Annotated in this window: 29 protein-coding genes and 1 pseudogene; 9 read left to right on the forward strand and 21 right to left on the reverse strand. The window is 27.9% G+C overall.

Annotated elements, in window-relative coordinates; genetic code table 4:
- Nucleotide 1: 1 nt before the first annotated feature.
- The 11 genes from rpsQ to rpsJ form a co-directional block, all read right to left on the reverse strand.
- Nucleotides 2-268 carry a 30S ribosomal protein S17 gene (gene rpsQ, locus T386_RS0101000; RefSeq protein WP_029513315.1) on the reverse strand — a complete coding sequence of 89 codons (267 nt, stop codon included), beginning with the start codon at nt 266-268 and terminating at the stop codon, nt 2-4.
- Complete coding sequence (gene rpmC, locus T386_RS0101005; RefSeq protein ID WP_029513316.1) at nt 268-465, reverse strand: 50S ribosomal protein L29; 198 nt, start codon at nt 463-465, stop codon at nt 268-270. The genes rpsQ and rpmC overlap by 1 nt, the downstream gene beginning before the upstream one ends.
- Nucleotides 465-899, reverse strand: coding sequence for a 50S ribosomal protein L16 (rplP, locus tag T386_RS0101010; protein ID WP_029513317.1), 435 nt, complete (start codon nt 897-899; stop codon nt 465-467). Before rplP ends, rpmC begins: the two co-directional genes overlap by 1 nt.
- The gene (rpsC, locus tag T386_RS0101015; RefSeq protein WP_029513318.1) at nt 877-1,551 is read right to left on the reverse strand and encodes a 30S ribosomal protein S3; all 675 of its coding nucleotides are present in this window, start codon (nt 1,549-1,551) and stop codon (nt 877-879) included. Before rpsC ends, rplP begins: the two co-directional genes overlap by 23 nt.
- Nucleotide 1,552: 1 nt before the next feature.
- The gene (gene rplV / locus T386_RS0101020; protein WP_029513319.1) at nt 1,553-1,900 is read right to left on the reverse strand and encodes a 50S ribosomal protein L22; all 348 of its coding nucleotides are present in this window, start codon (nt 1,898-1,900) and stop codon (nt 1,553-1,555) included.
- A 2-nt stretch (nt 1,901-1,902) separates the two neighbouring features.
- Nucleotides 1,903-2,181 (reverse strand): 30S ribosomal protein S19, encoded by a 279-nt coding sequence (gene rpsS, locus T386_RS0101025; protein ID WP_029513320.1) that lies wholly within the window; start codon nt 2,179-2,181, stop codon nt 1,903-1,905.
- On the reverse strand, nt 2,181-3,026 hold the full coding sequence (gene rplB / locus T386_RS0101030) for a 50S ribosomal protein L2 (protein WP_029513321.1): 846 nt from the start codon (nt 3,024-3,026) through the stop codon (nt 2,181-2,183). The genes rpsS and rplB overlap by 1 nt, the downstream gene beginning before the upstream one ends.
- 62 nt (nt 3,027-3,088) lie before the next feature.
- On the reverse strand, nt 3,089-3,610 hold the full coding sequence (gene rplW, locus T386_RS0101035; protein ID WP_029513322.1) for a 50S ribosomal protein L23: 522 nt from the start codon (nt 3,608-3,610) through the stop codon (nt 3,089-3,091).
- The gene (gene rplD / locus T386_RS0101040) at nt 3,610-4,701 is read right to left on the reverse strand and encodes a 50S ribosomal protein L4 (protein ID WP_029513323.1); all 1,092 of its coding nucleotides are present in this window, start codon (nt 4,699-4,701) and stop codon (nt 3,610-3,612) included. Before rplD ends, rplW begins: the two co-directional genes overlap by 1 nt.
- Nucleotides 4,701-5,537, reverse strand: a complete 837-nt coding sequence (gene rplC / locus T386_RS0101045) for a 50S ribosomal protein L3 (protein ID WP_029513324.1) — start codon at nt 5,535-5,537, stop codon at nt 4,701-4,703. Before rplC ends, rplD begins: the two co-directional genes overlap by 1 nt.
- A 60-nt stretch (nt 5,538-5,597) precedes the next feature.
- The gene (gene rpsJ / locus T386_RS0101050) at nt 5,598-5,903 is read right to left on the reverse strand and encodes a 30S ribosomal protein S10 (protein WP_029513325.1); all 306 of its coding nucleotides are present in this window, start codon (nt 5,901-5,903) and stop codon (nt 5,598-5,600) included.
- Nucleotides 5,904-6,602: 699 nt separating this feature from the next.
- On the opposite strand from rpsJ, the gene T386_RS0101055 reads away from it, so the two are divergent.
- Nucleotides 6,603-6,878, forward strand: coding sequence for an HU family DNA-binding protein (locus T386_RS0101055; protein ID WP_029513326.1), 276 nt, complete (start codon nt 6,603-6,605; stop codon nt 6,876-6,878).
- Nucleotides 6,879-6,893: 15 nt separating this feature from the next.
- Here the strand turns inward: T386_RS0101055 and recU are convergent, their stop codons facing one another.
- On the reverse strand, nt 6,894-7,382 hold the full coding sequence (gene recU, locus T386_RS0101060) for a Holliday junction resolvase RecU (RefSeq protein ID WP_029513327.1): 489 nt from the start codon (nt 7,380-7,382) through the stop codon (nt 6,894-6,896).
- A gap of 138 nt (nt 7,383-7,520) precedes the next feature.
- Here recU and recA point away from each other — a divergent pair, with 138 nt between their 5' ends.
- From recA to T386_RS04445, 4 genes are all read left to right on the forward strand, one after another.
- On the forward strand, nt 7,521-8,513 hold the full coding sequence (gene recA, locus T386_RS0101065) for a recombinase RecA (protein ID WP_029513328.1): 993 nt from the start codon (nt 7,521-7,523) through the stop codon (nt 8,511-8,513).
- A 114-nt stretch (nt 8,514-8,627) separates the two neighbouring features.
- Nucleotides 8,628-9,440 (forward strand): TIGR00282 family metallophosphoesterase, encoded by an 813-nt coding sequence (locus T386_RS0101070; protein ID WP_029513329.1) that lies wholly within the window; start codon nt 8,628-8,630, stop codon nt 9,438-9,440.
- A 240-nt stretch (nt 9,441-9,680) separates the two neighbouring features.
- Nucleotides 9,681-11,237: an N-6 DNA methylase gene (locus T386_RS0101075; protein ID WP_029513330.1), complete on the forward strand. Its 1,557-nt coding sequence runs from the start codon at nt 9,681-9,683 to the stop codon at nt 11,235-11,237.
- Nucleotides 11,230-12,447 carry a hypothetical protein gene (locus T386_RS04445; protein ID WP_051622760.1) on the forward strand — a complete coding sequence of 406 codons (1,218 nt, stop codon included), beginning with the start codon at nt 11,230-11,232 and terminating at the stop codon, nt 12,445-12,447. Before T386_RS0101075 ends, T386_RS04445 begins: the two co-directional genes overlap by 8 nt.
- 138 nt (nt 12,448-12,585) lie before the next feature.
- On the opposite strand, the gene T386_RS0101085 is transcribed toward T386_RS04445, so the two are convergent.
- Nucleotides 12,586-14,691: an Mbov_0119 family protein gene (locus T386_RS0101085; RefSeq protein WP_029513332.1), complete on the reverse strand. Its 2,106-nt coding sequence runs from the start codon at nt 14,689-14,691 to the stop codon at nt 12,586-12,588.
- 50 nt (nt 14,692-14,741) lie between these two features.
- Entirely contained in the window at nt 14,742-16,667 is a 1,926-nt protein-coding gene (locus T386_RS0101090; RefSeq protein ID WP_029513333.1) for a transglutaminase-like domain-containing protein, read from the reverse strand.
- A 483-nt stretch (nt 16,668-17,150) separates the two neighbouring features.
- On the opposite strand from T386_RS0101090, the gene T386_RS0101095 reads away from it, so the two are divergent.
- Nucleotides 17,151-17,741 carry an MAG0920 family protein gene (locus T386_RS0101095; protein ID WP_235732237.1) on the forward strand — a complete coding sequence of 197 codons (591 nt, stop codon included), beginning with the start codon at nt 17,151-17,153 and terminating at the stop codon, nt 17,739-17,741.
- Nucleotides 17,742-17,775: 34 nt separating this feature from the next.
- Complete coding sequence (locus T386_RS0101100; RefSeq protein WP_029513335.1) at nt 17,776-18,504, forward strand: MAG0920 family protein; 729 nt, start codon at nt 17,776-17,778, stop codon at nt 18,502-18,504.
- Between the two features lie 35 nt (nt 18,505-18,539).
- Here the strand turns inward: T386_RS0101100 and T386_RS0101105 are convergent, their stop codons facing one another.
- Nucleotides 18,540-19,619 carry a M42 family metallopeptidase gene (locus T386_RS0101105; protein WP_029513336.1) on the reverse strand — a complete coding sequence of 360 codons (1,080 nt, stop codon included), beginning with the start codon at nt 19,617-19,619 and terminating at the stop codon, nt 18,540-18,542.
- Nucleotides 19,620-19,674: 55 nt separating this feature from the next.
- Between T386_RS0101105 and T386_RS0101110 the strand changes: the two genes are divergently transcribed.
- Entirely contained in the window at nt 19,675-20,253 is a 579-nt protein-coding gene (locus T386_RS0101110) for a hypothetical protein (protein ID WP_029513337.1), read from the forward strand.
- A 50-nt stretch (nt 20,254-20,303) separates the two neighbouring features.
- Here T386_RS0101110 and T386_RS0101115 read toward each other — a convergent pair whose 3' ends face one another.
- Entirely contained in the window at nt 20,304-21,107 is an 804-nt protein-coding gene (locus tag T386_RS0101115; protein WP_029513338.1) for a dimethylarginine dimethylaminohydrolase family protein, read from the reverse strand.
- A 147-nt stretch (nt 21,108-21,254) separates the two neighbouring features.
- Between T386_RS0101115 and T386_RS0101120 the strand changes: the two genes are divergently transcribed.
- Nucleotides 21,255-21,953 carry a pseudouridine synthase gene (locus tag T386_RS0101120; RefSeq protein ID WP_029513339.1) on the forward strand — a complete coding sequence of 233 codons (699 nt, stop codon included), beginning with the start codon at nt 21,255-21,257 and terminating at the stop codon, nt 21,951-21,953.
- A 160-nt stretch (nt 21,954-22,113) separates the two neighbouring features.
- On the opposite strand, the pseudogene rpmA reads toward T386_RS0101120, so the two are convergent.
- The 5 genes and pseudogenes from rpmA to lysS form a co-directional block, all read right to left on the reverse strand.
- Nucleotides 22,114-22,374 (reverse strand): annotated as a pseudogene (rpmA, locus tag T386_RS0101125) (50S ribosomal protein L27); the annotation flags it as partial.
- Nucleotides 22,375-22,380: 6 nt separating this feature from the next.
- Complete coding sequence (gene rplU / locus T386_RS0101130) at nt 22,381-22,680, reverse strand: 50S ribosomal protein L21 (protein ID WP_029513341.1); 300 nt, start codon at nt 22,678-22,680, stop codon at nt 22,381-22,383.
- Between the two features lie 215 nt (nt 22,681-22,895).
- Nucleotides 22,896-23,153, reverse strand: coding sequence for a hypothetical protein (locus tag T386_RS0101135; RefSeq protein WP_029513342.1), 258 nt, complete (start codon nt 23,151-23,153; stop codon nt 22,896-22,898).
- Nucleotides 23,154-23,266: 113 nt separating this feature from the next.
- Nucleotides 23,267-23,686: a large conductance mechanosensitive channel protein MscL gene (locus T386_RS0101140; RefSeq protein WP_029513343.1), complete on the reverse strand. Its 420-nt coding sequence runs from the start codon at nt 23,684-23,686 to the stop codon at nt 23,267-23,269.
- 257 nt (nt 23,687-23,943) lie between these two features.
- Nucleotides 23,944-25,434 (reverse strand): lysine--tRNA ligase, encoded by a 1,491-nt coding sequence (lysS, locus tag T386_RS0101145; protein ID WP_029513344.1) that lies wholly within the window; start codon nt 25,432-25,434, stop codon nt 23,944-23,946.
- Nucleotides 25,435-25,805 lie beyond the last annotated feature (371 nt).

The following is a 25,805-nucleotide window of genomic DNA, read 5'->3' on the forward strand; positions in this document are numbered from 1 at the left end:
ATTATTTACTGCTTTCATTATTAGTTTGCTTAATAGCAACTAATCTAAAATGTTTGGTTTTAGATAGAGGGCGGGTTTCCATAATTGAAACAATGTCATTAACTTTAGCAGCATTTTTTTCATCATGAACAGCAAATTTTTTAGCAACTCTATAACGTTTTGAATACAAAGCATGTGAACGGTAACTTTCAACTTCAACAATGATAGTTTTATCACCACGAGCTGATGTTACTTTTCCTTGTAATACTTTCCTTTGGTTTCTATCCATTATTTAGCTCCTTTATTTCTTTTATTTAGTTCAGTCTTGCATCTAGCAATATCATGTCTAATAGCTTTAATTTTATGGCTTTGGTCTAGGCTTCCGGTTGATTTTTTAAAATTTAAAGTTCATAATTCAGCTTCTAAATCTTTTACTAATTTTTGGAGTTCATCAAGTGATTTAACTTTAATATCTTTATAAAGCATTATTGATTACCTCCTTGATTTTGTTCACTTTTAGCAACAATTTTTCATGAAACTGGTAATTTGTGACCACCTAATCTAAGTGCTTCACGCGCTATTTCTTCTGAAACACCTGATACTTCAAACATCATAGTGTTTACTTTAACAGCACAATATCATTTATCAGGACTACCTTTACCTGAACCCATCCGAACACCTATTGGTTTAGATGTTTTTGAAAAGTGAGGGAAAATTCTGATAATAACATTCCCTTCACGACCCATATGACGTGTAATAGCAATACGGGCTGATTCGATTTGGCGAGCGTCGATTCAAGCTGATGTAACTGCTTGAAGTCCAAAGTCTCCAAATTCAACTGTATTTCCTTTTTGTGCTCTACGTTTGTCATGACGTACTAAAAAAGGTTTACGATATTTAGTTCTTTTTGGTTGAAGCATTTTCTTTATCTCCTTCCAAAATTTCACCTTTTGAAATTCAAACTTTGACACCAATAGCACCATAAATGGTTTTTGCTGTTGCTTTAGCAAAGTCCACATTTTGTCTTAAAGTGTGAAGTCTCATTTCACCACGATTATATCCTTCTGCTCTAGCCATATCAACACCATTTAAACGGCCAGAAACTTGGGTTTTAATGCCTTTGGCTCCAGCTCTTAGGGCATCGTTAATAATTAACTTTTGAGCAACACGAAAACTTTCACGGTTTTCTAATTTTTGCGCAATAGCTTCAGCAGCTAATCTTGCGTTTAATTCTGGTTGTTTTAAAAGAGTAACTTGTAAATTAATATCAAGTGATTTATTTTTTAAGTATATATGTAAATCTTTGGTAAGTTTTTCAATATTTGCACCATTTTCACCAAGCAATTTTGCTGGTTGGCTAGTTTGTAAGTTGATAGTAATTTTATTAGCTTGATTTCTTTTAATTGAAACATTGCCTAATTGGTATTTTCTTACTAATTTATCGAAGAATTTATAAATTTTAGCATCTTGAACTAAAAGGCTTCCATAGTTTTGTTTTTCAGCAAATCATACAGAGTTAATGCTTTTGCTAATTCCATAACGGAAACCATTTGGATTAACTTTTTGTCCCATACTATAAATCCCTTTCTTCTAATGTAATTGATAAATTAGATGTTCTTTTTAAAATCGAAAAAGCTCTTCCTTGTGAATGTGGTTGATATCTTTTAAGTGTAGGTCCTTCATTAACTAAGATTTCTTGAATAAATAATTTTGTAGCATCCATTCCATGATTATTGGTAGCATTAGCGATAGCTGAATTTAGTAATTTAATAAATAATTCAGATGATTTTTTGTTTGTGTTATTAAGAATACCAAGAGCAACTCTAACGTCTTTATTTCTAATTAAATCAGCAACTAAACGAGCTTTACGAGCTGAAACTCTTTGCATTTTAACACTAGCTTTAGCTTGTTGTTTATCCATGATTATTTCTTCTTACCTTTGTCAGCACCGTGACCTGAGTAGGTTCTTGTAGGCACAAATTCACCTAACTTATGTCCTACCATATCATCGGTTACATATACATCAATAAATGCTTTACCATTATGAACTTGGAATGTTAAACCAATAAAACTTGGGAAAATGGTTGATCTTCTTGATCAGGTTTTAATAGGTTTTTTAGGTGCTTTGCCCTCAACGATAGCATCAACTTTTTTAAGTAGGCTTTCGTCTGCAAATGGGCCTTTTTTAAGACTACGAGACATTATTTAGTGTCCTTTCTTCTTCTTAAAATCAATTTTGTTGAAGATTTCTTAGTTTTTCTTGTTTTAACTCCAAGAGCTTTTTTACCTCATGGAGTTAATGGAGCCTTACGTCCAATAGGTTGTCTACCTTCACCACCACCATGTGGGTGATCAATAGGGTTCATAACAGAACCACGAACTGTTGGACGTGTTCCAAGATATCTGTTTCTACCAGCTTTACCTAATTGCACAAGTAAGTGATCTTCATTACCAACTGAACCTATGGTTGCTTTACAACGAGCAAGTATTCTACGTGTTTCACCAGATTTAAGACGTAGAACAACATATTTACCGTCGTCATCCTTACCTAATATTTGTGCTGATGTTCCAGCACTTCTTGCAATAATGCCACCACCACCGGGTTGCATTTCTATATTATGAACAAAAGTACCTTCTGGAATGTTTGCTAATGGTAAGCAGTTACCTACTAATATATCAGCATTTGTTCCTGAAATAACTGTTTGTCCTACATTAATGCCTTCTGGGGCGAGAATGTATCTTTTTTCTCCATCTGCGTATGCTAATAAACAAATATTTGCTGATCTGTTTGGATCATATTCAATTGTTTTAACTACAGCTGGAATATTATCTTTGTTACGTTTAAAGTCAATAATCCTATAGTATCTCTTTACACGGCCACCTTGGTGTCTAACAGTAATTTTACCTTGGTTATTACGACCTGAGTTTTTCTTTAAAATCACCATAAGTGATTTCTCAGGCGCATGACCGCTTAAATTTTTTGAATAATCAAGAGATGACATATGACGGCGACCATTTGTAACTGGCTTAAAATGTTTAATTGCCATTTCTGTAATTCTCCTTGCTTAAAAATAGTGAGGAATTTTTCTTTTAAGCAAATTTAATCCTCTTATTTTGTTTCTTTTTTAGTAGTTGTTTTTTTAGTTGTTGAAGCCTTTTTTACAGTTGTTTTCTCTGCTTTTTCTTTAGCAGGTTCTGCTTTTTTATCGCTTGCTTTTTCAACTTTTGCCTTAGCTTTTTTAGCAGCTAATTTTTCAACTAATTTAGCTTCTTTTTCTTTGGTAGCAGCTTTTTCAGCTTTTGCTGATGCAGCTTGTGCCTTTAATTTAGCTTCATCTTGTTTTGTTTCTTCTTGTGGATATAAAGTAATCTTATAACCGTCAGCTAATTTAACTAAAGCTTTTTTATATCTATTTTTAAAACCGTGATAACGTCCTAAGTTTTTAGGTTGTTTATCAACTTTGATTGTATTAACTGATAAAACTTTAACCTTGAAAATAAATTCAATAGCTTTTTTAATTTGGTACTTGTTAGCACTATATTCAACTTCAAATGTATAAAGGTTTTTTTCTAAACCTAAATTTGACTTTTCGGTAAGAATTGGTTTATGAATAACACGAGTGATTTCCATTATTTAATTCTCCCTTCAAAGTTAGATAGCGCTTCATTAGATAGGATAAGTGCATCTGCTCATACCAAGTTTTCAACAGAAACTGAATTTGGTTTGACGCAAATTACGTTTTGTAAATTGCTTACTGATTTATAAACCATTTCATCTGTTGTAACAAGTAAAATGTGCTTTAATTCTTGAATTTTAAGTGCAGTTAGTTTTGCCACTGCTTCCTTGGTAGAAATTTTGGTTAATTTGAAGTCATTAACAATAACTGCTTTGCTATTTGCTAATAAAGTTAAAGCAGATACAAAGGCATTTAAACGAACTTTCTTATTAACTTTAAGTTTGTAATTTTTTTCAGGAGTAGGTCCAAAAGCTCTACCACCACCAACTCAAATAGGTGATCTAGTTGAACCAGCACGTGCTCTACCTGTGCCTTTTTGTCTTCAAGGTTTCTTGCCACCACCACTTACTTCTGCACGACTTTTAACATCATGAGTACCTTGACGTTGAGCAGCTCTATCTGATATAATGGTGTCAAAAATTGCTTGTGAATAAATTTTTGGTGAAGCAAAAAGTTTTGAATTTAATTTCTTTGTGTCGAAATCAAGCACTATAACTTTCGCAAAGCTTTCTTCTTGAATTCCACGAGCCTTTGATGTACTTACTTTAATTTTTGGATTTGAAGTTGTTATTTTGCTCATTTTTCTTTTGGCTTTTTCAGCTTCTTTTTGAATTTTGCTAAGTGCTTCAGCAGCTTCTTTTTCAGCTTTAGCTTTTGCATTAGCTTCTGCTAATGCTTCTTTTTCTTTGGCAGCAGCTAATTCAGAAGCAGCTTGTTTAGCTGCTCTTGATGTTTTAGCAGCTTGAGCTTTTAATTCAGCTTTTGTAGCTTTTTTAGGTTTTGAAACTTTTTCAAGTGAAACTTCTATTGTTTTAGTTGAAGTTTTTTTAGCAGTAGTTGATTTTTTAGCTGATGTAGTTGTAGCCTTTTTAGTTGTAGAAGATGTTTTCTTAGCTGTTGATGATGTAGTAGCTGTTTTAGCTGTTGTAGCTTTTTTAGTAGTAGAAGCTGTTTTTGTCTTCTTTTCTTTTTCTAATTCAGCCATTATTTATCTCCTTCAGCAGCTTTTTCTTCTTTATCTTTTGCAGCTTGTGCAGCAGCTTCTTCTTCAGCTTTAGCAATAAGTGGTTCTAATTCACTTGATGTCATACCAACTGTAACTTCAATTTTGAATTTTTTAGCTTTTTCAATAAGCTCATTCATTTTAAGAACTTCTTTAATATCAACAAGTTTTGTAACTTCTTTTGCTGGAAGTCCTTTAATTGCTTCTTTAATAACTACTAATGAGTTTTTAGCTCCTGGAATTGAGCCTTTAATTAGAATTATGTTATTTGCGACATCAACTCTAATTACTTCTAAGTTTTGAACTGTTGTTTTAACAGCCCCTAAATGTCCTGGCATAGTCATACCTTTGAAAACACGGTTACCAGATATATCACCTAATGAACCAGTTTGTCTTGTTGGTTGACTACCACCACCACCACCGTGTGATTGAGGACCAATGTGTTGATTTCATCTCTTAATTGTTCCTGCAAAACCTTTACCTTTTGAGGTTCCAGTGATGTCGACAAGTTCGCCAGCTTTAAAAATATTTGCTGCAATTTCTTGTCCTAATTCGTAGCCTTCCATGCCACGAATTTCTTTCGTGTATTGCTTAGGTGTTGTTTTAGCTTTTGTAAATTGACCTAATTGAGGTTTATTTACTCTGCTTTCTTTTTTCTCAAAAGCAGACAATTGGGTAGCAACATAACCGTTTTTATCTGCTGTAAGAACTTTAGTAACAACATTTGGTTTAACTTCAACAACAGTAACAGCCAATCTTTGACCTAGTTCTGTATAGATTTGAGTCATTCCAACCTTGCGTCCTAAGATTCCTTTCATTTTAGCATCTCCTTTGTTTATATTTTGTGATGACCATTGCTTGTTTTAAACAAGTTGGATTTATTTTTGTGCGATTTGAATTTCTATACCTGATGGTAATTCAAGTCTTTTAAGTTGATCAACTGTTTTTTCATTTGGATCAATGAAAACAATTAATCTTTGAAAAGTTCTACTTTCAAATTGTTCACGTGATTTTTTATTAATGTGAACAGATCTTAAAATTGTCACAACTTCCCTTTTTGTTGGAAGTGGAACTGGACCACTATATTTAGTTTTGGTTTTGGTTGCTAATTCAACAATTTTTTTAGCACCAAAATCAGCTAATGAGTGATCAAAACTTTTCACCTTGATATTTAATTTACTCATGTTGCCTCCTTTGTTCATAAAATTGAACTTTACTCCACAAAAATTTCTCAGTATATCCTCGACAACATTATGGTATATCTGACAACCTTTTGCTTCAATGTAAATGTTGCATTTTCAATTATAGTGCAAAAGTATTTTTTTAATAGTAAATTATTAAAATTTATTTTCTATGTATTATTAAATAATACTACTTATACTAAGATTTGGCTATTTTTAGCATAAGAGAATTAAGTGTAAAAACAAAAAATTTGTAAATGAAACACCAAAAAGAGTTGTAAGTTTATTTTTTGCCTTGTTTTAAACAAAAAAACAACTTAAAAAAATTCAATTAATAAAAGTAATAAATTATTATATATAAAATAAATCATATATATTGAATTATGATATAACCTAATAATTAATAAATTTGATATATTCTAATTATGAAATTATGATTAACATTAATTTAATACTGATTTTTAAGTTGCATTAATTTTGCTATTTTAGTTTTTTATGTTGTTAATTTATTGTAATAAATCTTGGTGCAATACTAACTTCAATAAAAAATATATGAATAAATAGTTGAAAAAGTGGTTTTCCTTATGAGACTACATTATAGGAATAAAAAGAAATTTTTTTGTTTATAATTTTTTATTTATGTAGTATTATTATTATAATTCACCTTAAAAATAAATAAGTAAATGCATGAAAGGACAACTAATGACTAAAAAAGAATTTATGAAAGAAGTTGCTGACAGAATGGATGTTCCAGTTAGAGTAGCTGACCAATTTTTTGATGCTTTTGTTTTTGTTCTTAAAGAACAATTAATCGCAGAAGAAAAAATTCAATTATCAACACTTGGTATTTTTGAAACAAAATTAAGAAGAGGACGTGAAACAATTAATCCTTTCACAATGACAGATTTAACAGTTCCCGAAAAACGTATTGTTAAATTTACACCATCTAAATATCTAAAAGAACTTGTTAACTTCTAATATATGTAAATATTATTAATTAATATAAGGCAAAAAGTCAATTATTCCTGGAAAGGTCAAAGGGATGGCTTTGCCTATTTTTTTTATCCATTCATATCGATACATATTTTTGGCTTCAATAGTAAGAAAATCTTGATAATTAACTACATAAAATTCATCATATAAACTAAAAAAAATAATAAAAAATGCCAAACCACCATTATTCATTATAGCTTGTAAATATTCCTTTTGGTGATATTGAATATTTAATTTAGGCAAAAAATTCTCATTTGTACTTTTAGCTTCAAATGCTACAAATTTGCCTTTGTAGCAACCAATATAATCTACTGTTGACTTCTTATATACATAAGCATCGTAGGCTGATATTTTCTGTTTTTTATTTATTAGCTGACTAAATTTAATAGGTAAATTTTTCTTTTCAATAAAAGCTATATTATTATTAGCATAATAATTTATTGTTTGATTAATAATAGTTTCTAGAAACATTCCTCTATTCTTATACATATATTATTTATATTTACAAAAAATCTTATTTTTATATAATGAAACAATATTAGGAAAAAATACCTATTTTTACTAAGTAATTTCGCTTTTTTAACCAAAATTAAGAAATCTTTTTTATTAAATTGAAAGGATAAAATAATGAAAAAAGATAATGATCTTAACAAAGAACAAAAAGATTTAATAAAAAGTACACTTAGTGAAATTACTAGAAAATTTGGCCAAGAAGCTATTATGATATTTAATCAAGATAAACTAAATGAAAAAATTGAAACATTCTCTTCTGGTTCATATTTATTAAATAATGCACTAGGCATAGGCGGTTATCCAAAAGGTAGAATTATTGAAATTTATGGTCCTGAAAGCAGTGGAAAGACAACACTTTGCTTACATGCTATTGCCGAAATTCAAAAAACAGGTGGCGTTGCAGCATTTATAGACGCAGAACATGCAATTGATCCTTTATATGCTAAAAATTTAGGGGTGGATTTAAATACATTGATTTTAAGTCAACCAGATAGCGGTGAACAAGCTATGGAAATCGTAGATATCTTAGCAAAATCAGGAGCAATTGATCTAATAGTCGTTGATAGTGTAGCTGCATTAGTACCTCTCGCAGAACTTGATGGTGAAATGAAAGATCAACAAGTGGGTATGCAAGCTAGACTAATGTCTAAGGCACTAAGAAAAATAACTGGAAATTTAAACAAAAATAAAACTAGCGTTATTTTTGTAAATCAAATTAGAGAGAAAATTGGGGTGATGTTTGGCAATCCAGAAACAACTACTGGTGGTAGAGCATTGAAATTCTATGCGTCTGTAAGACTTGAAGTTAGAAAGTCTACATCTATAACTGATGGCAAGGAAATAACAGGTAATGAAATAAAGGTGAAAGTTGTGAAAAATAAATTAGCTCCGCCTTATAAAAGCTTTAGCACTGAAATATTGTTTTCAAAAGGAATTGACGCTACAAGCGAGTTAATAGACCTAGCAGTTGAAAAAAATATTTTTGAAAAGAAAGGTGCCTGATTTGCTTATGATGGTAAAAACATAGCACAAGGTAAAAAATCATTAAAAGAGTTTCTTGAATCAAATATTGAATTTAAAAACGAAATTGAACGAAAAGCCTTATAAAACAGGCTTTTTTGTTATTTTTGGCGCTGTAAATATATGTATTTAAAACTGCTAATTATTTTTTATTTTGATAAAATAATATTTTATGTAGAAAGTCATATAGTTATGGAAACAATTGAAGAAAAAGAATTATCAATTTTATTCATTGGAGATATTTTTGGAACTCCTGGAATTAAAATGGTTAAGAAACATTTGCCAGAATTAAGAAAAAAATATAATGCTGATGTAGTGATAGCACAAAGCGAAAATGTATCAGGTAGAAAGGGTCTAGAAAAAAAAGATTATCAAGAACTTAAATCTGCTGGTGTTGATATATTTACATTGGGAAATCATGTCTGAGCTAAAAGCGATATTTTAAATATTATTAATAATGATGATCTTATTCGTCCTGCAAACATAAATCCAGGATATCCAGGTAAAGGAACACAGGTTTTTAAATTAAAAAATGATATATCACTAAGAGTTACTTCATTAATGGGAATTACTTTTAATAAATTATTAAAGCCTTGAACACAAGACAGTGCGGATAACTTTTTTGATACTATCGATTCCATTAGAGAATATCAAGAAAAAACAGATTTTCATTTTATAGACTTTCATGCTGAAACTACAAGCGAAAAATACGTTTTGGGTCTTTATTTAGACGGTTTAGTTGATGCCATATGTGGAACGCATACGCATGTACAAACTAATGATGCTCATGTGTTGCCAAAGGGTACATGTTTTGTTACTGATGCAGGGATGACTGGGCCTTATGATTGTGCTATTGGTGCTAACTTCCAAGAAATTTATGAACATATGCGTTTTGGAGCTATGAAGGTGTTCAAAACTTCTAATAACCCTACACAATTTAATGGTGTATATTTAAAACTTAATACTAATAAGAAAAAAAATCATATTGAGTTAATAAAAATTTTGCCTTATTAATCTGTTTTATAGGCAAAAAATGAAATTATTATATACTGATAAAAAATAAATATAATCGTTTTAAAATGAATATATAGTCATATATAAAGAATGATTGATGTACACTATATCTTAACAACTGCTAAAAATTGTGAAAACAGTTTGTTTTCATATTCAAAAAAATAGACATAATTTTGTTAAAATTTTTTAATAATTAACTTTTTAATATTGGTGTGAAATTAAAAAAATGGGGTGTATACAATGATAAGTAATAAACTAAAAAATAAATTGGAAATAAAGGAATTTACAATTGACAAATATCATAAAATGATTGATACATTAGGCCTAGCAAAAACATGAGATATTATTTTAGATTCATTGCCTAATAAATCATCTGAATCTAATATGAATAAATTGTTAGCATTCCAAAACTTAGGTGAACTATATGAAATAGGCTTAGCACATACCAATAAAATAGAAAAAAAAGATATGGGCAAATATTATACACCTTATGATGTTTCTGTCGTTATGGCTCAATTATTATTAGAAAACAAAATCGACACAATTGCAGATGTGGGATGTGGAACAGGTAACCTGATTATTGAAGTTCTAAAATTAATAAAACAAAACAAAGGCATAGATCCGATCGAGTTTATAAAAAGTAAAAAACTATATCTTTTTGACTCAGATCCCATTGCTATGAAAATATGTTTAAAAAAAATAGATATTTTGTTTGGGACTCAAATATCTAACCAAATCAATTCATTAACTGGTGATTTTTTAAATAAAAAGTTTAATTTGCCTGCCGGTGTATCTGTTATAACTAACCCACCATACGCTGTTATTAAAAAACTTAATCCAAATCATAGCATTGATGATATTGTTGTGCAATCAAAAGATTTATATGCTTCATTTATTAACAAAATTATGAATTATTGTAACAATGCTGTAATAGTGTCACCACAATCTTATTTAGTGGCCGACAAATTTTCAAAATTAAGAGAAAAAATGACTGAAAATTTTGAAGGTGAAATATTTTCATTTGATAATGTACCCGGCACTCTTTTTAACGGTAGAAAACATGGAATATTCAACACTAATAATGCTAATGGCGTTCGTGCTTCCATAACATCATTAAAAAGAAAAACCCAGTCTAAAAATTCTGGTTTTAAATTAACACACTTAATTAGATTTAGAACAAGCCAAAGAAAAGATATTATTAATTTAGATTTTTTAAGAAGCAAACTAGGAACCGAAATTCAAAAACTGAATAAACCACTTAAAGCATTCAAAGAATTGGAACCTATGATTCGTGAGGTGAAAAAAGAAAAGGCTTATTTATATGATTTAATGGAAAACGATATACAAAAACAAAAAAATGAATATAAGTTATATGTCTCAACATCAGCACGATACTTTGTAGTGGCTAGCAAAAAAATAATGAAAAGAAAAGGTTACTTTATTATTTATGGCAAAGATCAAGATTCATTTGATTTATTATATTCATTGTTGAACTCTAGCTATGCTTATATGTGATGAAGATTTATTGATGGTGGAATATTGCTTACAAAAAAGATAATTTGTTCAATTCCATACAATAAATCACTATTTGACAAAATTAACCAAGTTGAGCAAATTATTAGTCAAATGATTAATAATGAATCTAAATTTGTCACTTATAAAGTAAATGCTGGTGAAAAACAAGAAAGTATTAAGTTTCCTGATAAATATAGACAGTATATTAATGAAATACTTTTTCCACAATATGCTGAATTTATGAAATTGCTTCATAAAAATTATGAGGTAAAAAATGAATAGTAATAGTAATAAAATCCTATATTCTGTATTCAATAAAATTTACAATAATGGCAAATTAACTAAATTAATTACTATTAAAAAGAATATAAAAATGTTAGAAAATTTTTATAAATCTAACTTTCAACTATACGAAGATTATGGTTCTTTCTATAATGATTTAAATCAAAATTTAAAAGATTGTTTATCACTTTCACCTGCGGCAAGTCTTGAGTTTGAAAAGCAATTTAAAAAGAGTCAAGCATTACAACCTTCTATTTTAAATGAATGTTATATACTACAAACAATTGCTAATTTGTTAAATTTAAATAAATTTGTTGATGCTGATGAAAAAGAAGATAGCATTCCAAAAAAATTATTAAGCACAATTATGAAGGCTAAAAATGGCGAGTTAGAGTCACAAATGCCTAGATACATATATTATAGTGATAATTTAGATTCAGCATTATTACAATATGGAGACTCAGCATCTATCGATTCTATTTATATCCATAAAGGTTTTCGTATAAGAATGGAAATCAAAGATACCAAAGCAAAAATGGGAGAATACGATTTAAATTATGGAGAAGATGGCAAGCTAATTGCAACAGAAATAATAAAAAAACAAATTTCTACATTTGTTAAATATATTGATGAGTTTAATTCGCAATGAACCATATTTGACCATGCTGGCAGAAACTATAAATTGAAAATAGATATCACATCAGCCCAAAAAATTCTTGAATCAACATACAAAACAAACAAAATTGATTTATATCTTTTGCAAAGTTCTAATAACAGTAGTCTCTTCGCCTTACCATCTAATCAACTACTAGATCATATTAACTTCAGCGGTTCAGAAATAAGACCTGCTGGTAGAAACAATTATGATGTTTTCACTCCTAAGAACTTATACGAAGTATTAAACCAACAAAACGCTATAATCAATAACAATAATGTAAAAATTTTATATGATGAAAAGAATATTGTAAAGGGCAGAGGTATGGCCACTAATACTCGCTACAATATAAATTCTATTTATTTTTTAAAACAAAAAGACATAAAAATTGTTAATGGATATGTTGAGTTTGATCTACAAAAAGTTAGACAAAGAAAACCCACTATAGCAATGCATGTTTATACAACCTTAAACTTAGAAAATTTATCTACTATAAATAATAAATTGAAAGAACTTAGCCTTGATTTAAGCAAAAAAGTGAAAACAAAAACATAAGAAAAGCATTATTTTTTCATTGATATGTTGATAACAAAGATAGTAAATCAGGATATCAAAAAAGACGAAAAGCACTAATTTATATACTTTTTCGTCTTTTTTAAATGGTATAACTTGGAAACGAATGATAATATTTTATTATCTTTTAGTATTTCATTCGTGTTGATCTTTTAATGGTGGAATGGGAATAAAACAATCATTTCTGTCTTTATTATGTTGTTTGAATCATTCACTAGCAAAATAAAACTGTGGATCTAATGATCTTATGATTTGTGTTTTGTTTTTGTTTACAACATTTTCACCAGTGATAAAATCTTTCATAGTAGCAAAATCAATTCAGTCTTTTAAATAATAAGTATATTTAAATGGTATCGCATCGCTATTATTGAAAATATTTGTGGTTGGTTCTAAGTCTAAATTTTTATCATTAGTATCATCTCACGTTAAGTCAAGAAAATATGCTTTATTTTCTTTTTTAGAATAATACATATTTCATGCATGTGGTTCAACGGCATTAGTTTTCTTAAATGGCAATGTTGAATATAGACTCATATTTGATTCATAATAATTTATGTCGCCTGTGTTGTAAATGATATTCATATTTAAAAATGTTGCAAATAATGACATAACCCTAGCATATGTTTCACAAACACCCAAAACTTTTTTATTTTTTTCCGGTGTTAGAGAATAAACAGCAGGATTTCTCATACTTAAATCTGGTATTCTAGTTTTTATTTCCTTGGCTGTTTTTGCAAAATCATAATTCATTCTTCAAATAATAAAATTATGAAGACTTCTAATAGCTTGTTCAATTGTAAAATGTTTAGCAATTATATAAGGTAATGAATCAATGACGTATTGGCGTAGATTATTTCATTCTGATTTTTTATGTCTATAAATAACAGTTGAGGACTTCACTTCTGGATGACCGTTCATGACTAATTCATTACCATCATTAGATTCGGCTGTTGCATTAAAATAACCATAAATACCAGTTAATAGGGTAGTGTTAATTTTCAACCATATGTTTTTAATTAATTTATCATTAACAAAAATACCATGGAATCTTCTAAAACTACTCATATATTTCTCATATTTTTTTCAATCAGGATTATTAAACATATATTGACGGGCTTTGGTTATATAACTTTTATCATATAATCCACCATTTTCATAAATTTCCTGTCTAAGATTTCTAATAGCCTCATTAGGTGCTTTATTTATAAAATCAAAATGTTTAATATTAAAATGAAAGCCATCAAGAATTGGATTAAATGCTAGGTCTCTATTTCTATATTGTAATTCAATAAATTTTTCAACATCACTAATGATTTGTTTAACATAATAAATGTTTTTGTTTAAAAAAGATTTTTCAAATTCTTCGCAAAACTTAACAAATTCATTAAATGAATTAGGTTTAGTTAAAAAATGATTATACAAAAAGCCATAATGCTGTTTAGTATGATCAAATGCTATTACTCCATTTACATTTGTGCTTAGTTCCATTTTATTCTTGGTTTGAGCCTCAAAAAACGTAAATAAACTTGTCAAATACATATAATTGTTTTTAAATATTTCAGCATTATATTTAGCAATTCCAGTAAGAGATTTATCTTTCTTTAAATCTTTATTGTCGCCTTCAATTAGACTAATTAATCTGTTTCATAGCATAAGATGTTCATTATGTGCTGGGTCAACATTAGAAATATTTCTATTACTTTGGTCTATTGGTTTAGAAAAAACAGATTGAAAATTCTTTTCAAGTGCTTGGCTTTGTTTTTTAAATCATATATTATCAACTTCTGATTTAATTAACTTAGTATTGTTAGAAATTGCTAAAAATGGTTTTTCAAGCAATTCACCTGTAAATTTAGATGTATATTTTTCATCAATAAATTCATTCAATTGTATTGGCTTTGATTCATTTATTGTTGTAGGTGTATTGTTTTCTGGTTTTGGATTTGGATTATCCTCAGGTTTTTTATTATTTTCTTCCTTATGTTTATTAGTATTTATATTAGGTTTTGAATTTTCTTCTGGTTTTACATTGGAATTAGGTTTATCCTCAGGTTTTTTATTATTTTCGGGTTGAATGTCTGTCTTGTTTTCTGGTTTTTTATTATTTTCTTCATTTGGTTTTTGATTATCTTTTGATGTAATATTGCATGAAGAAAGAATAAGAGCAGGTGATAAAACTATTGGTGTATTTAAAATCAAATTAGCAAACTTTTTAATTTTTTTCATAAAATTAACCTTCCTTTATATTTGTTAAAGTTCAATAAAACTAATGTTATTTACATATATTTACGTGCATATTCATATGGCGTAAAGTAGTCAATGCGTCTCATTCTTAATTCATTATTAAAATCAGGTAAAGTATAAAAATCATTTTGTGCTTTATATAATGATCTAACTCATTGAGTGAATCTAATGCTCAATGAAATATTTCTTATATAACCTCCTCTATCATTTCTAGCAATAGTTAATCAATCTTTAAAAATTAGATTTCTATCATAAAAATAAGGTGATATTTTATCTGATAAAATTGAACTTGGGCGTTGATTTTGGAGTATTGCCAATTCATAGTCACTATTATCAGTTCATGTTAGATCAACATATTTTCATGTTTTGCTTTCTTCATCATAAACATTATTTCATGCATGAGGTTCATTTGCAAATCCAGTAACATAAGAAGCTTTTATATCTGCAAAAGTGGTAAATAGCAAGAATAATCTAGCATATGATTCACAAACACCCTTGCCTTTGATCCAAGATTTTGCTTCTTCTGTTAGGGCATATGGATTTCTTATATTTCAATTTGAGGCATTTTTATCGGCTGCAAATTCTCTTCAAGCATATTTTAATCTATGCATAATTCAATTTGAAATAGCTCTTACTTTTTGCTCAGTTGTAAATTTATGTGAAATAATTTTGGGTAAATTTTCAGTCACCATTTTTTTAATGGCAGGATATTCACTCTTTCTATATCTATTTGGACTATTGATGGCAGTTACTTTATATTGTTTGCTTGCTCTATCAAGAGATAAAAATCTGTTATCCAAATTAGCGTTATATAAACCATAGTAATTAAAATATTTTGGATTAATTAATAATCAATCCATTAGTGGTTCTTCATATGAATCAGCTAATGAGCTAAAAAAGCCTCATCAACCAAAATAATCTGATGATAATTTATAAAATGCTGCATAAATATTAGATTGAGTATTTGCCTTGAATTGTGCATTTAATGTTTCATAGACATCTTTATAATATTTTTCCCTTTCTTGCTTAAATTCATTAGCTGATGAATTGTTATCCGTAAAGTCAATAGTCAGCGAACCATTTTTAAGTATTTGCTTTCTAACTTCCTTAATGTCTGAATTTGCCGCTTCCTTAACATACAACAATTCTTCATCTGATTTTAATTGATATTTGTCAGCAGCTTCAAAAACCAAATCTTTGTTTTTTAATTGATAATCAATAAATTTTTGCACTTCATCAAGAATTGCATTAGTTGATTGTTGTTGATTTCTCTTAATACTAAATCCATTTATTTTTGCTTTGTCAGCACTATTTAAGAAGTTGAGCAAATATCTAAAATGTATTGGCTTTCATTTGGCATCTGAATCATCTTTGCTGGTTTTAGCTTGCTCACTTATAAAGGTTTTTAAACTCAATCTATAAAATTCTTTGTCAACAGAATCTTCATAGTAATCATAATTTTCACTATAAATATCATTTAATTGATTTAACATATTTTTTGCTCTGTTGAATATTTCCAAAGCAATTTTATTAGATTGAATATTTTGCATATTAGAAAATTGACTATTTTTAGCATAGTCAAAAACTTTTACAAATTCATTATATAAATCTTTTTGTTCTTGTGATTTTTCTAATTTCTTTTCACTTGCTGGTTTTTGCTTTTCAACTTCTTTTTTAGATTCGTCTTTGTTTTTAGATTCATCTTTGTTTTTAGATTCATCTTTGTTTGTGTTTTCATTATTAGGATTTATCTTTTGATCTGCTTCATTTGAATTTTCTTCTTTTTTATTAGATTCATCCTTAGTGGTGTTCCCGGTATTAGGAATTATTTTCTTGTTTTCTTCGTTTATGTTTTTGTTTTTTTCTTCATTATCTTTACATGAAATTACAGCACTTGGCATAATAGTAATGACAACTGGTGACAATAAAAAAACTAATTTTTTAAAAATATTTTTCATAGTTTAATAGCCTTATTATTAATGTAAAAATTCGGTTAAAATTATAAACTTTTTATATGTGTATGATAATCAAAAAATCATATATATGCTATAATACTTTTAGCGCTGTTTTATACTTATATTTACAAAAAATGCTAATTAAAATAATGCGATAATTTTATAGTATGTTTAATTTATACAAAGCACTTATTTCAAATTTATAAATAGCTATTTTTCTTTGTAAGCATGAAATATTATAGTTGCAAAATATTTAAAAATAAAAATACTGTGCTGTCAATGAACTTTATAAAATCATTTACTTCACTATATTCAATCAATTACTGTATCATTTTAATATAAATTTTAATTCATTGTATATATGATAAATAAGGATAAAAATATATGAGTTATTTTTTAATTTTTTCAATTGTCTTTTTTAGTTTTTGAATTGCTTTTATTAATCTTACGCCATTCATTATTCTATTTCCTAAAATGAGATGATATATGTATGCTTTTGGAAGCGTAAATAAATATTGCATTAAAAGAAGATTTAGAGTTCAAAATACATTAGTAAATCATTATTGCCAAATGTCTAAAATTCCATTGTTTTATGCTTTACTTGCAATTACATTGATGTTAGCAAGTTTAGTTTTAATGGTATTTCTACAAATATATGAAAAGGACTCATTTTTCACAATGCTGGTAACGCTTGGAATAATATTTTATGTGCCGTTACCTTTGTGATATATTATCGTATGTTTACGATGATATATCAAACAAAAAAAGTGAAGAAAATTTAACAATTTACTCCCAGATAGTGTGCTAATAGAAAAAACAGTTGACTTAAACACAGATGTTGAACAATTGTATCCTTCTAAAAATAAATATTATTTTAAAAGACAAGGGTTTAGTGCAATTTATTTTTCCACTTTTAATGTTCAAAAATTCAAGTTATATTCATTTGAAAAGCAAAAGCTTTTTATTTATATGACTATGGTTCTTAATTATGATGATACAGCTTTTGATAACAAATTTGAGTCTCTAAACATTAATATGTTCAAAGATGAAGCAAAAGCCTATAAAATTATCGAATAATAAATATTATTCCATGTTTAGAAAGATATAAAAAATGATTTGATTTGTAATTATTATATGTTTTATTACACTTATGCCTTTGTTCATAGATTCATTTTTAGTCAAGCAAAATACCTTTAAAAGAATCCTATATTTTTGTCTAACAATAAGACCTAATTGCATAAGCAATGAGATAAAACTCCAAGATTTTGTTATCAAAAAGCAACAAAAATATCAATTATTCTATCTGTTAGGTTCATTAGGCTGACTATTTATAGAAATACTTATTGCTTTGTTAGTTGGATTATTATGAAAATCTAATATTAAATACTATGATTCACTCGCATACTATTGAATTATATTCGGTGGTAGCACTTTTTTAGTAATTTGTTTTATCTTTATACAGATAAACATCTTTACAAAGACAACCAAATGATTGAAATTTAACAATAATTTAGATGATAAAAATCTTTATGAAAAGAAAATTAATTTAGAAACTAACGAAAAACAATTTGATTTTTCCTTAGTTCAAAAATATCGTTATAACTCACTTCCAAAAGAAAGGTCATTGCTTTCATTCTTTTTCAGATCAGTAGATTTTTATATTAAGTATCCACAAAATTTTGAAAACTTAGTACTTGAAAAACAAAGAAAAATAGTTTATGAAAATTCAATATTTGATTTTGAAAATACTAAGTCTAGCATATCAACGAATTTTGATATTAATATGTTTAAAAACTTATTTATTAAATATAGAATTATCGAGAATAATAAAAATGATTAGCTTTAAATGCCAATCATTTTTTTGTTGCTTTATATCTACGCTTTCATTTTTGCAAGCATTTCAGAATCAAATACTTTAACAAATTCAGTAATCAAATCAAGAGTAGCTTGAATATCAATTAACGAGCAAACTCCCATAGGTGAGTGTAAATATCTTTGAGGAATGCTTAATGTTATAGTAGGCACGCCACCATAACCATATTGCAAGTTAGCACCATCAGTTCCACCACCTTCAGCAATATATTTATAGGCAGGAATATTGTGTTTTTTAGCTATTTGAGTAAGCAATTCAACCAATTTAGGATCAGTTAAAACTGCTCTATCCTGAATTAATAATGCAACCCCTTTGCCTAACACAGGAACACCTTTGATACAACCAGTAGTATCATGAGAAGCACTTGTGTCAATAGCAAAAGCTACATCAGGATTAATAATTGACACACTCGTTTTTGCGCCACGGCATCCTACTTCTTCTTGAACTGAACCAACAATATAAAGATCATTAGGTAAATCAATATCTTTAATTCTATTTGCGAGCATATCAATAACAGTTACTCCTGCTCTATTGTCCATTGCTTTGCCTGCAATTAGATCATTAGGCATGTCAAGTGTTTCGCCAGACATATAAATTCTATCGCCAATTTCAATTCCAAAATCAATAGCTTCTTGTTTAGAATTAAAACCACAATCTACAAACATTTCCTTTTCTGCTGGCACTTTATTTCTTTTATCAGCTTCTAAAATATGAATTGATGTATGACCAAAAATACCATAAATAACTTTGTTACTACTTGTAACTACTTTAGCTTTTGTACCAATTGCAGATACAGGTCATATTCCACCCACAGATGAAACAAGCAAATTACCGTTATCTTCAATGTTTCTAACCAAATAACCTACTTCATCCATGTGTGCTACTACCATAACTTTTGGAGCATTTTGAATTTTTGACTTTTTATTAATTATTAATGATCCAAAACCATCATTTGAATAATTCAATGACTTACTATTTGTGCTTTTTTTAAGTTCCTCAGATACTGGGTATTCATATCTTGAAATAGCTTCAATAGCCATATATTTTTTTAATTTATTAGATAATTCCAAATATTTTGACATTATTTTCTCCTTTAATATTTAATAAAAGAATTATAAAACCATATAAAATATTGGTATGAATAACAATAAAATTTTGTTAATTAATATTAACAATCTAGAATATATACCTTCTATTAAAAATCATCAGTTAGTAAATCAATTTGCAGGCGCTTTTTCGTACTTTGAAAATATGTGTCCTAATGTTGAAATTGACGATGACTATTTTTCCTTAAATGATTATAAAACAGTTTTTTCAGGCAAAAATACTTTGTTTTTATTAAACAAAAATAATGACCAATTTACATCTTTAAAAAATATAAAAACCTTTGTTTATAGCAACAATCAAGACTGGCAAAGCCAAATAAAAACATTAAATATTATTAAATATACTAAACAAAATTATGAACTAATTTTTGCTAATTTTGATTTTGATAACTCACCAGTTAATATAATAGAAAATTTTGACTCACTTGATTATTTTTTATATGAATTACTAGATAAGCAAGAATATACTAAATTAGGCTATCAACTGATTTTAATTATAAATAGTGGTAGCAAAAAGTCTTGATTTATTACTACAAACAAAAAAGATAAATTAAATATTAAATCAAAAAAAGATGTGATAAATTGAATCAATAATTACTTAAAAAAATAAATGATAAAACAAAAAAACGAACCTATTGTTCGTTTTTGTTTTTAGAGGTTTTAGAATCTTAGTGATAAACAGCTTAGTCCACCGTCAAGTTTTTTGAATTCACTAGTATCACATGTGATGACTCTATAAATTCCGAGTTTCTTAACTGCTTCAAGAACTTTTGGATATCCTTCAGGAACAATAACTGTTTCATTAACTCAAATACAGTTTGCTGCGTATCCTTCATCTGGAGTAACAACTATTTGATTAAAATCTTTGAAAGTTGGATAGTTTAAAAATTCGCCAGAAATCAATAAATTGTTATGTTCTAAATAATTGACACCGGTTTTTAAATGAAGCATTTCGGTCATTGGAACTGGTATACATTTCTTGCCAGCTTTAGCTAAAATATTGTGAAATTGTCTAATTCCTTCACGATTGGTTCTATCTGACATTCCAACATAGTATGTGTCACCGACCATCATAACATCTCCACCATCAAGAGTTCCAGGTGCTTCAATTTTGAATAAATGTTTAGCATCAAAGAATTTTTGTAAATATGGCAACATATCATGTTTTTCGCCATTACGAGAATCAGCACCTGGGTTAGTAAGTATTGCAAATTCGCCAGTTACTATAACAGCGTCATCTTCAACAAAACATGAATCTGGGAATTTTTCATTTTTGTCCATAACTGTTACTTTAACACCACATGAAGCAAGTGCTTCTTGATATTTTTTGTGTTGTTCAAGAGCAAGTGAATAAATTGGTTTTCCTAATTCTGGAGCACTAGTTATCCCATCAACCATAGTTGAAGCAGGCACTCTAACAATTACATTTTTGAATTTGTTATTTAATTTAGTTTTTTCAGTCATAAATTTCTCCTTACTTTACATTTGTAAAGTTAATTACATTATAACTTCTGCTAAATTAACTAATAATTTATAGAAAAAATTTATGGAATAATCTCATTTTTGTATTAAATATTTTTTAAATTTATTTTGTATTATAAAATGAGAAAAATGAAAATTAGAATTGAAAAATACATATGCGATTTAACCAATCTTTCAAGATCAGAAGTTAAATCAAAAATTGCTAAAAAATTAATAAAAGTTAATAATCAAATAATTAATAAACCCATTAAAGTTGACTCTAATTTAGATGTGGTATTTCTTGATGGTGTTGAATTAAAATATGAACAATTTCAATACTATATGTTTAATAAACCAATGGGATTTATTTGTGCAAATAATGACTTATATAGTCCTACTGTTTTTGACATTGTTGGTTTACCTAAAAAGAAATACTTTACTTTTGGGCGATTAGATAAAGACACAGAAGGACTATTGATTATCAGCAATGATGGACAAATGTGCCATAAGGTTTTAAGTCCGCAAAACCATATACAGAAAAAATATTATGTCAAAGTCGACAAAAATTTTGACGATGACATATTAACAAATTGTTTGCCAATCACTATCGATAAGGATTTTGTAGTTAATAAATACATTTTTGAAAAAATTGATAATAAAAGTTGTTTATTAACAATTTATGAAGGTAAATTTCATCAAGTTAAAAAAATGTTTGGCGCTCTTGGCTATTCTGTGATATATCTAAAAAGAGTTCAATTTGGAAATTTACTCTTAGATAATAATTTAAAACCAGGTCAAATTAAAAAACTCAATAATAGTGAAATTAAACAAATGCAAGGCTTAGAATAGAAAAAGCAGGAATTATCCTGCTTTTAAACTATTTTTTTGTAGTTGTTTTTGGAGTAGTTTTTTTAGTTGTTGTAGTAGCTTTCTTAGCTTTTGTTTTATCAACAACTTTTGTGGTTGTTTTTGAAACAACTTTTTCTGTTTTCTTAACAACAACTTCTTTATTTTCTACTCTCTCTGGATATACTGAGGCAAAAACTCTGTTTCTGCTACGTTCGAATTTAACATAGCCTGTAATAAGTGCATATAATGTATCGTCATTTCCTCTACCAACGTTTGACCCTGGAAAAATTTTAGTTCCTCTTTGTCTGAAGATTATTGATCCAGCAGTACAAAATTGTCCGTCACCTAATTTAATACCTAATCTTTGACCACGGCTATCACGACCATTACGTGATGAACCACCGGCTTTCGTGTGTGCCATTTCTAACTATCCTTCAATCTTAGTAATTTTAACACGTGTATAAGGTTGACGATGACCTAATTTACGTTTGTGAGTTGACTTAGCATTGTGACGATATACTACTATTTTTTTAGCTTTACCTTGTTTTTGGACTTCTCCAACAACTTTTGCACCTTTTACATATGGCTTACCAATTTTATCCCCAACTAGAAGAACTTTATCGAAAGTAAATTTTGAGCCTTCTACGGCATCAACTTTTTCAATAAAAATTGTTTCGCCTTCTTTAACTATAATTTGTTTGCCGCCAGTTTCGATTATTGCTATCATTTAGCATAACCTCCTTTTGTGGCTCATCTTTAAGGTGATTTATAAAAAATACTTAAACCTGTTCAGAATGGTTACAAAAAAGTAACATTGTTATTATAATACAAAAAGATAATTTTATAATTTAATTATCTAGAAGGCGTATATTTTTATAAACAACTATAAAATAGATTAATACAAATATTTTACATTAATAAAATGCTTGATTTAAAAACTATTTAATATGATAAATAAACTGGTTGATATACTATTTTTTTAGGTGCTTCTGTAGCTTTTGGCTCGGTGTTATCTCATTTAGTACTGCCGGTACTTGAAACTTCACCTTTTTTGGCTTTTGCTGCTTTAACTAAGGTTACAATTTTAGTAGCCACTGTCACTAATGCTGCTAGGCAACTAATAGCTGTTGAAATAGCAAACCCACCACGAATATTTTTTTCTTGGTCGACTGTTAATTTTGTAAATTTTGATTGATCCATATTTTATTCTCCTTTCAAAATCATAAAAATCAAACAGATCTTTTTTTCTTTAAAAAAGTAAAAAAATAGGAATCCTTCCTTTTATTCCTACTTTTGTTCTTTTTTGGGTTTAACTATTTATTTTGATTTTTTAAATGTTCAAAATTTTCGTTTATTTTTTTAAATTCTGTTAATATAAGTTCTTCTGTTGATGGTTTGGTTTCTTCTACTACAGGTGGTTGTTTTTTATCACGTTTAGCTTTTATAGCTGCTTTAATTCAGAAAATAATAGTTAACATAATAAAAATTATGAATGAAACTATTACAAATGAAATTAAAGCTGCTAAAAATTTACCAATTAAAACAGGTCCTGCTTTTATGTCTTTAACGGCATCAACTTTTAATATAGAAGCAATAGCAGACATTATAATGTCATTTGCTAATGAGCTCACCACTGCATTAAATGAAGCACCAAGTAAAAGACCAATAGCTAACATTAGCATATTGCCACGTTTAACAGAATCTCATGCATCCTTCATTGCCTTTTTAAACATAATAATAGAATTATAAACTACAACAAAAATTTAAATTAAAACAAACCCATTAATGTGCTCACATATTAGTGCATTACTAATTTCACAATGTGTAAAGCAATTATTGTGTTATAAAATAATATATCTATTTAAATTATTCAATTAATATTTAACTAAAAACACAATAAAACAGTTTAATTAGTAAAATTTAAACATATAAATGAATATATATTAGGAAGTTTTAGATAGATATAAAAAATAAACCTATACGTATAGATTTATTTTTCATTATCTTTTTTATTTTCTTTATTAAGTCTTTTTAGTGTTGGAAATAGTAAAACATCTCTAATTGAACTAGTTTCGGTTAATAGCATAACTAATCTGTCGATACCGATACCACAACCGCCTGTTGGTGGCATACCATATTCTAAGGCATCAACAAAATCTCAGTCAATATCACTTGCTTCATCATTGCCAGCACTTTTTTCGTTAATTTGATCTTTAAATCTATTTAATTGATCGATAGGATCAGAAAGCTCAGTATACATATTAGCATATTCTTTTGTATTAATAAAAAGCTCTGCTCTTTCAGTAAATCTAGGATCATCTGATTTAGCACTTAAAGGCGACACTTCAATAGGATGACCATAAATAAATGTTGGTTCAATTAATGTGTGCTCAACTAATTCCTCGTATAAAGCATTGATAATATGTCCGACTTTTCAATATTTTTCAACTTTAATTTTATGTTTATTTGCAATTGCAATAGCATCATCCAGCGTAATATTTCTAAAATCTAAACCAGTGGCTTTATTCACAGCATCAACCATATTTAATCTTTTAAAAGGTTTAGATAAATCAATTTCAGTGCCATTATTAATAAATTTGGTTTTACCCATTTTTTTAACTAAAAGCTTTATCAAGTTTTCGGTTCGATTCATCATAACTTCAACATTACCATAAGCTTCATAAAATTCTATTGTAGTAAATTCAGGATTATGAGTAGTATCATAGCCCTCGTTTCTAAAAATTCTTCCAAGTTCATAAACTTTTTCAAGTCCGCCAATAACACATTTTTTAAGTGGAATTTCAGTGGCAATTCTTAACACAAATTCTTGATTAAGAGAATTATGATGGGTAACAAAAGGTTTAGCAGCTGCCCCTGAAATAAAATCATTTAAAAATGGAGTTTCAACTTCTAAAAAACCTAGTTTGTCAAAATATTCTTTAATTCAATGAATAATTTTAGTTCTTAGAATAAATCTATTCTTTGAATCTTCATTAGTAATCAAGTCAACTCATCTACGACGATACCTTTCTTCGGTATCAACTAAACCATGGAATTTATCAGGCAATGGTTTGAGAGCTTTTGACAAAAGTTTAATTTTTTTACATTTAATAGTTATGGTATTTGTATGAGTTTTCATCACAACACCATTAACTCAAAGAATATCCCCGATATCAAAAGTATCAACAATTTTTGAAACATCAGGATTTTCTTTTTTATTAAAATAAATTTGAACTGTTCCAGAAGAGTCTTTAAGAACTAAAAATGGACCTCTCACAGTCATTAATCTACCACTAACATTTACTTTTTTATTTTTTTCTTCTAATTCTTCACGAGTAAATGAGTCAAATTGCTTATTTAATTGAATGCTTGTAAGTAGCTTGCCTAAACCATAAGCTTTTTTAAAAGGTATTACATTATTTTCTTTATAGAAATCAAGTTTATTACGTCTAACTTGTTCTTGCTCGCTAAAATTTTCCATGCTATTATCTCCTTAAAACAAAAGTAAAATATCTTATTAATATTATTAAATTATAAAGTATAAATATTTTTCCTATTTATTATAGTTTAGCAAAGTAAAATTTTGTGCGAGTTTTAAATTAACATAATGAGTTGTAAATATTGAGCAAATAAAAAAGACTCAATTTTTTAACATATTGTATTTGAGTCTATTTTTTTAGTCATAATGTAATGATTGTAAATGTTTCAACAATCATAATAAACAAAACATAATCTTGCCAATAAATTTATCATTAAAATGCATCATCTTGATGAATACATTTTTTTGATAGCAATATAAAACAGTGCTTATAATTGATCTTTGGATTGTTTTACAGTGCCAAATGCATGATC

This window comes from Mycoplasmopsis primatum ATCC 25948, assembly GCF_000702785.1.
GTDB lineage: Bacteria > Bacillota_I > Bacilli_A > Mycoplasmatales > Metamycoplasmataceae > Mycoplasmopsis > Mycoplasmopsis primatum.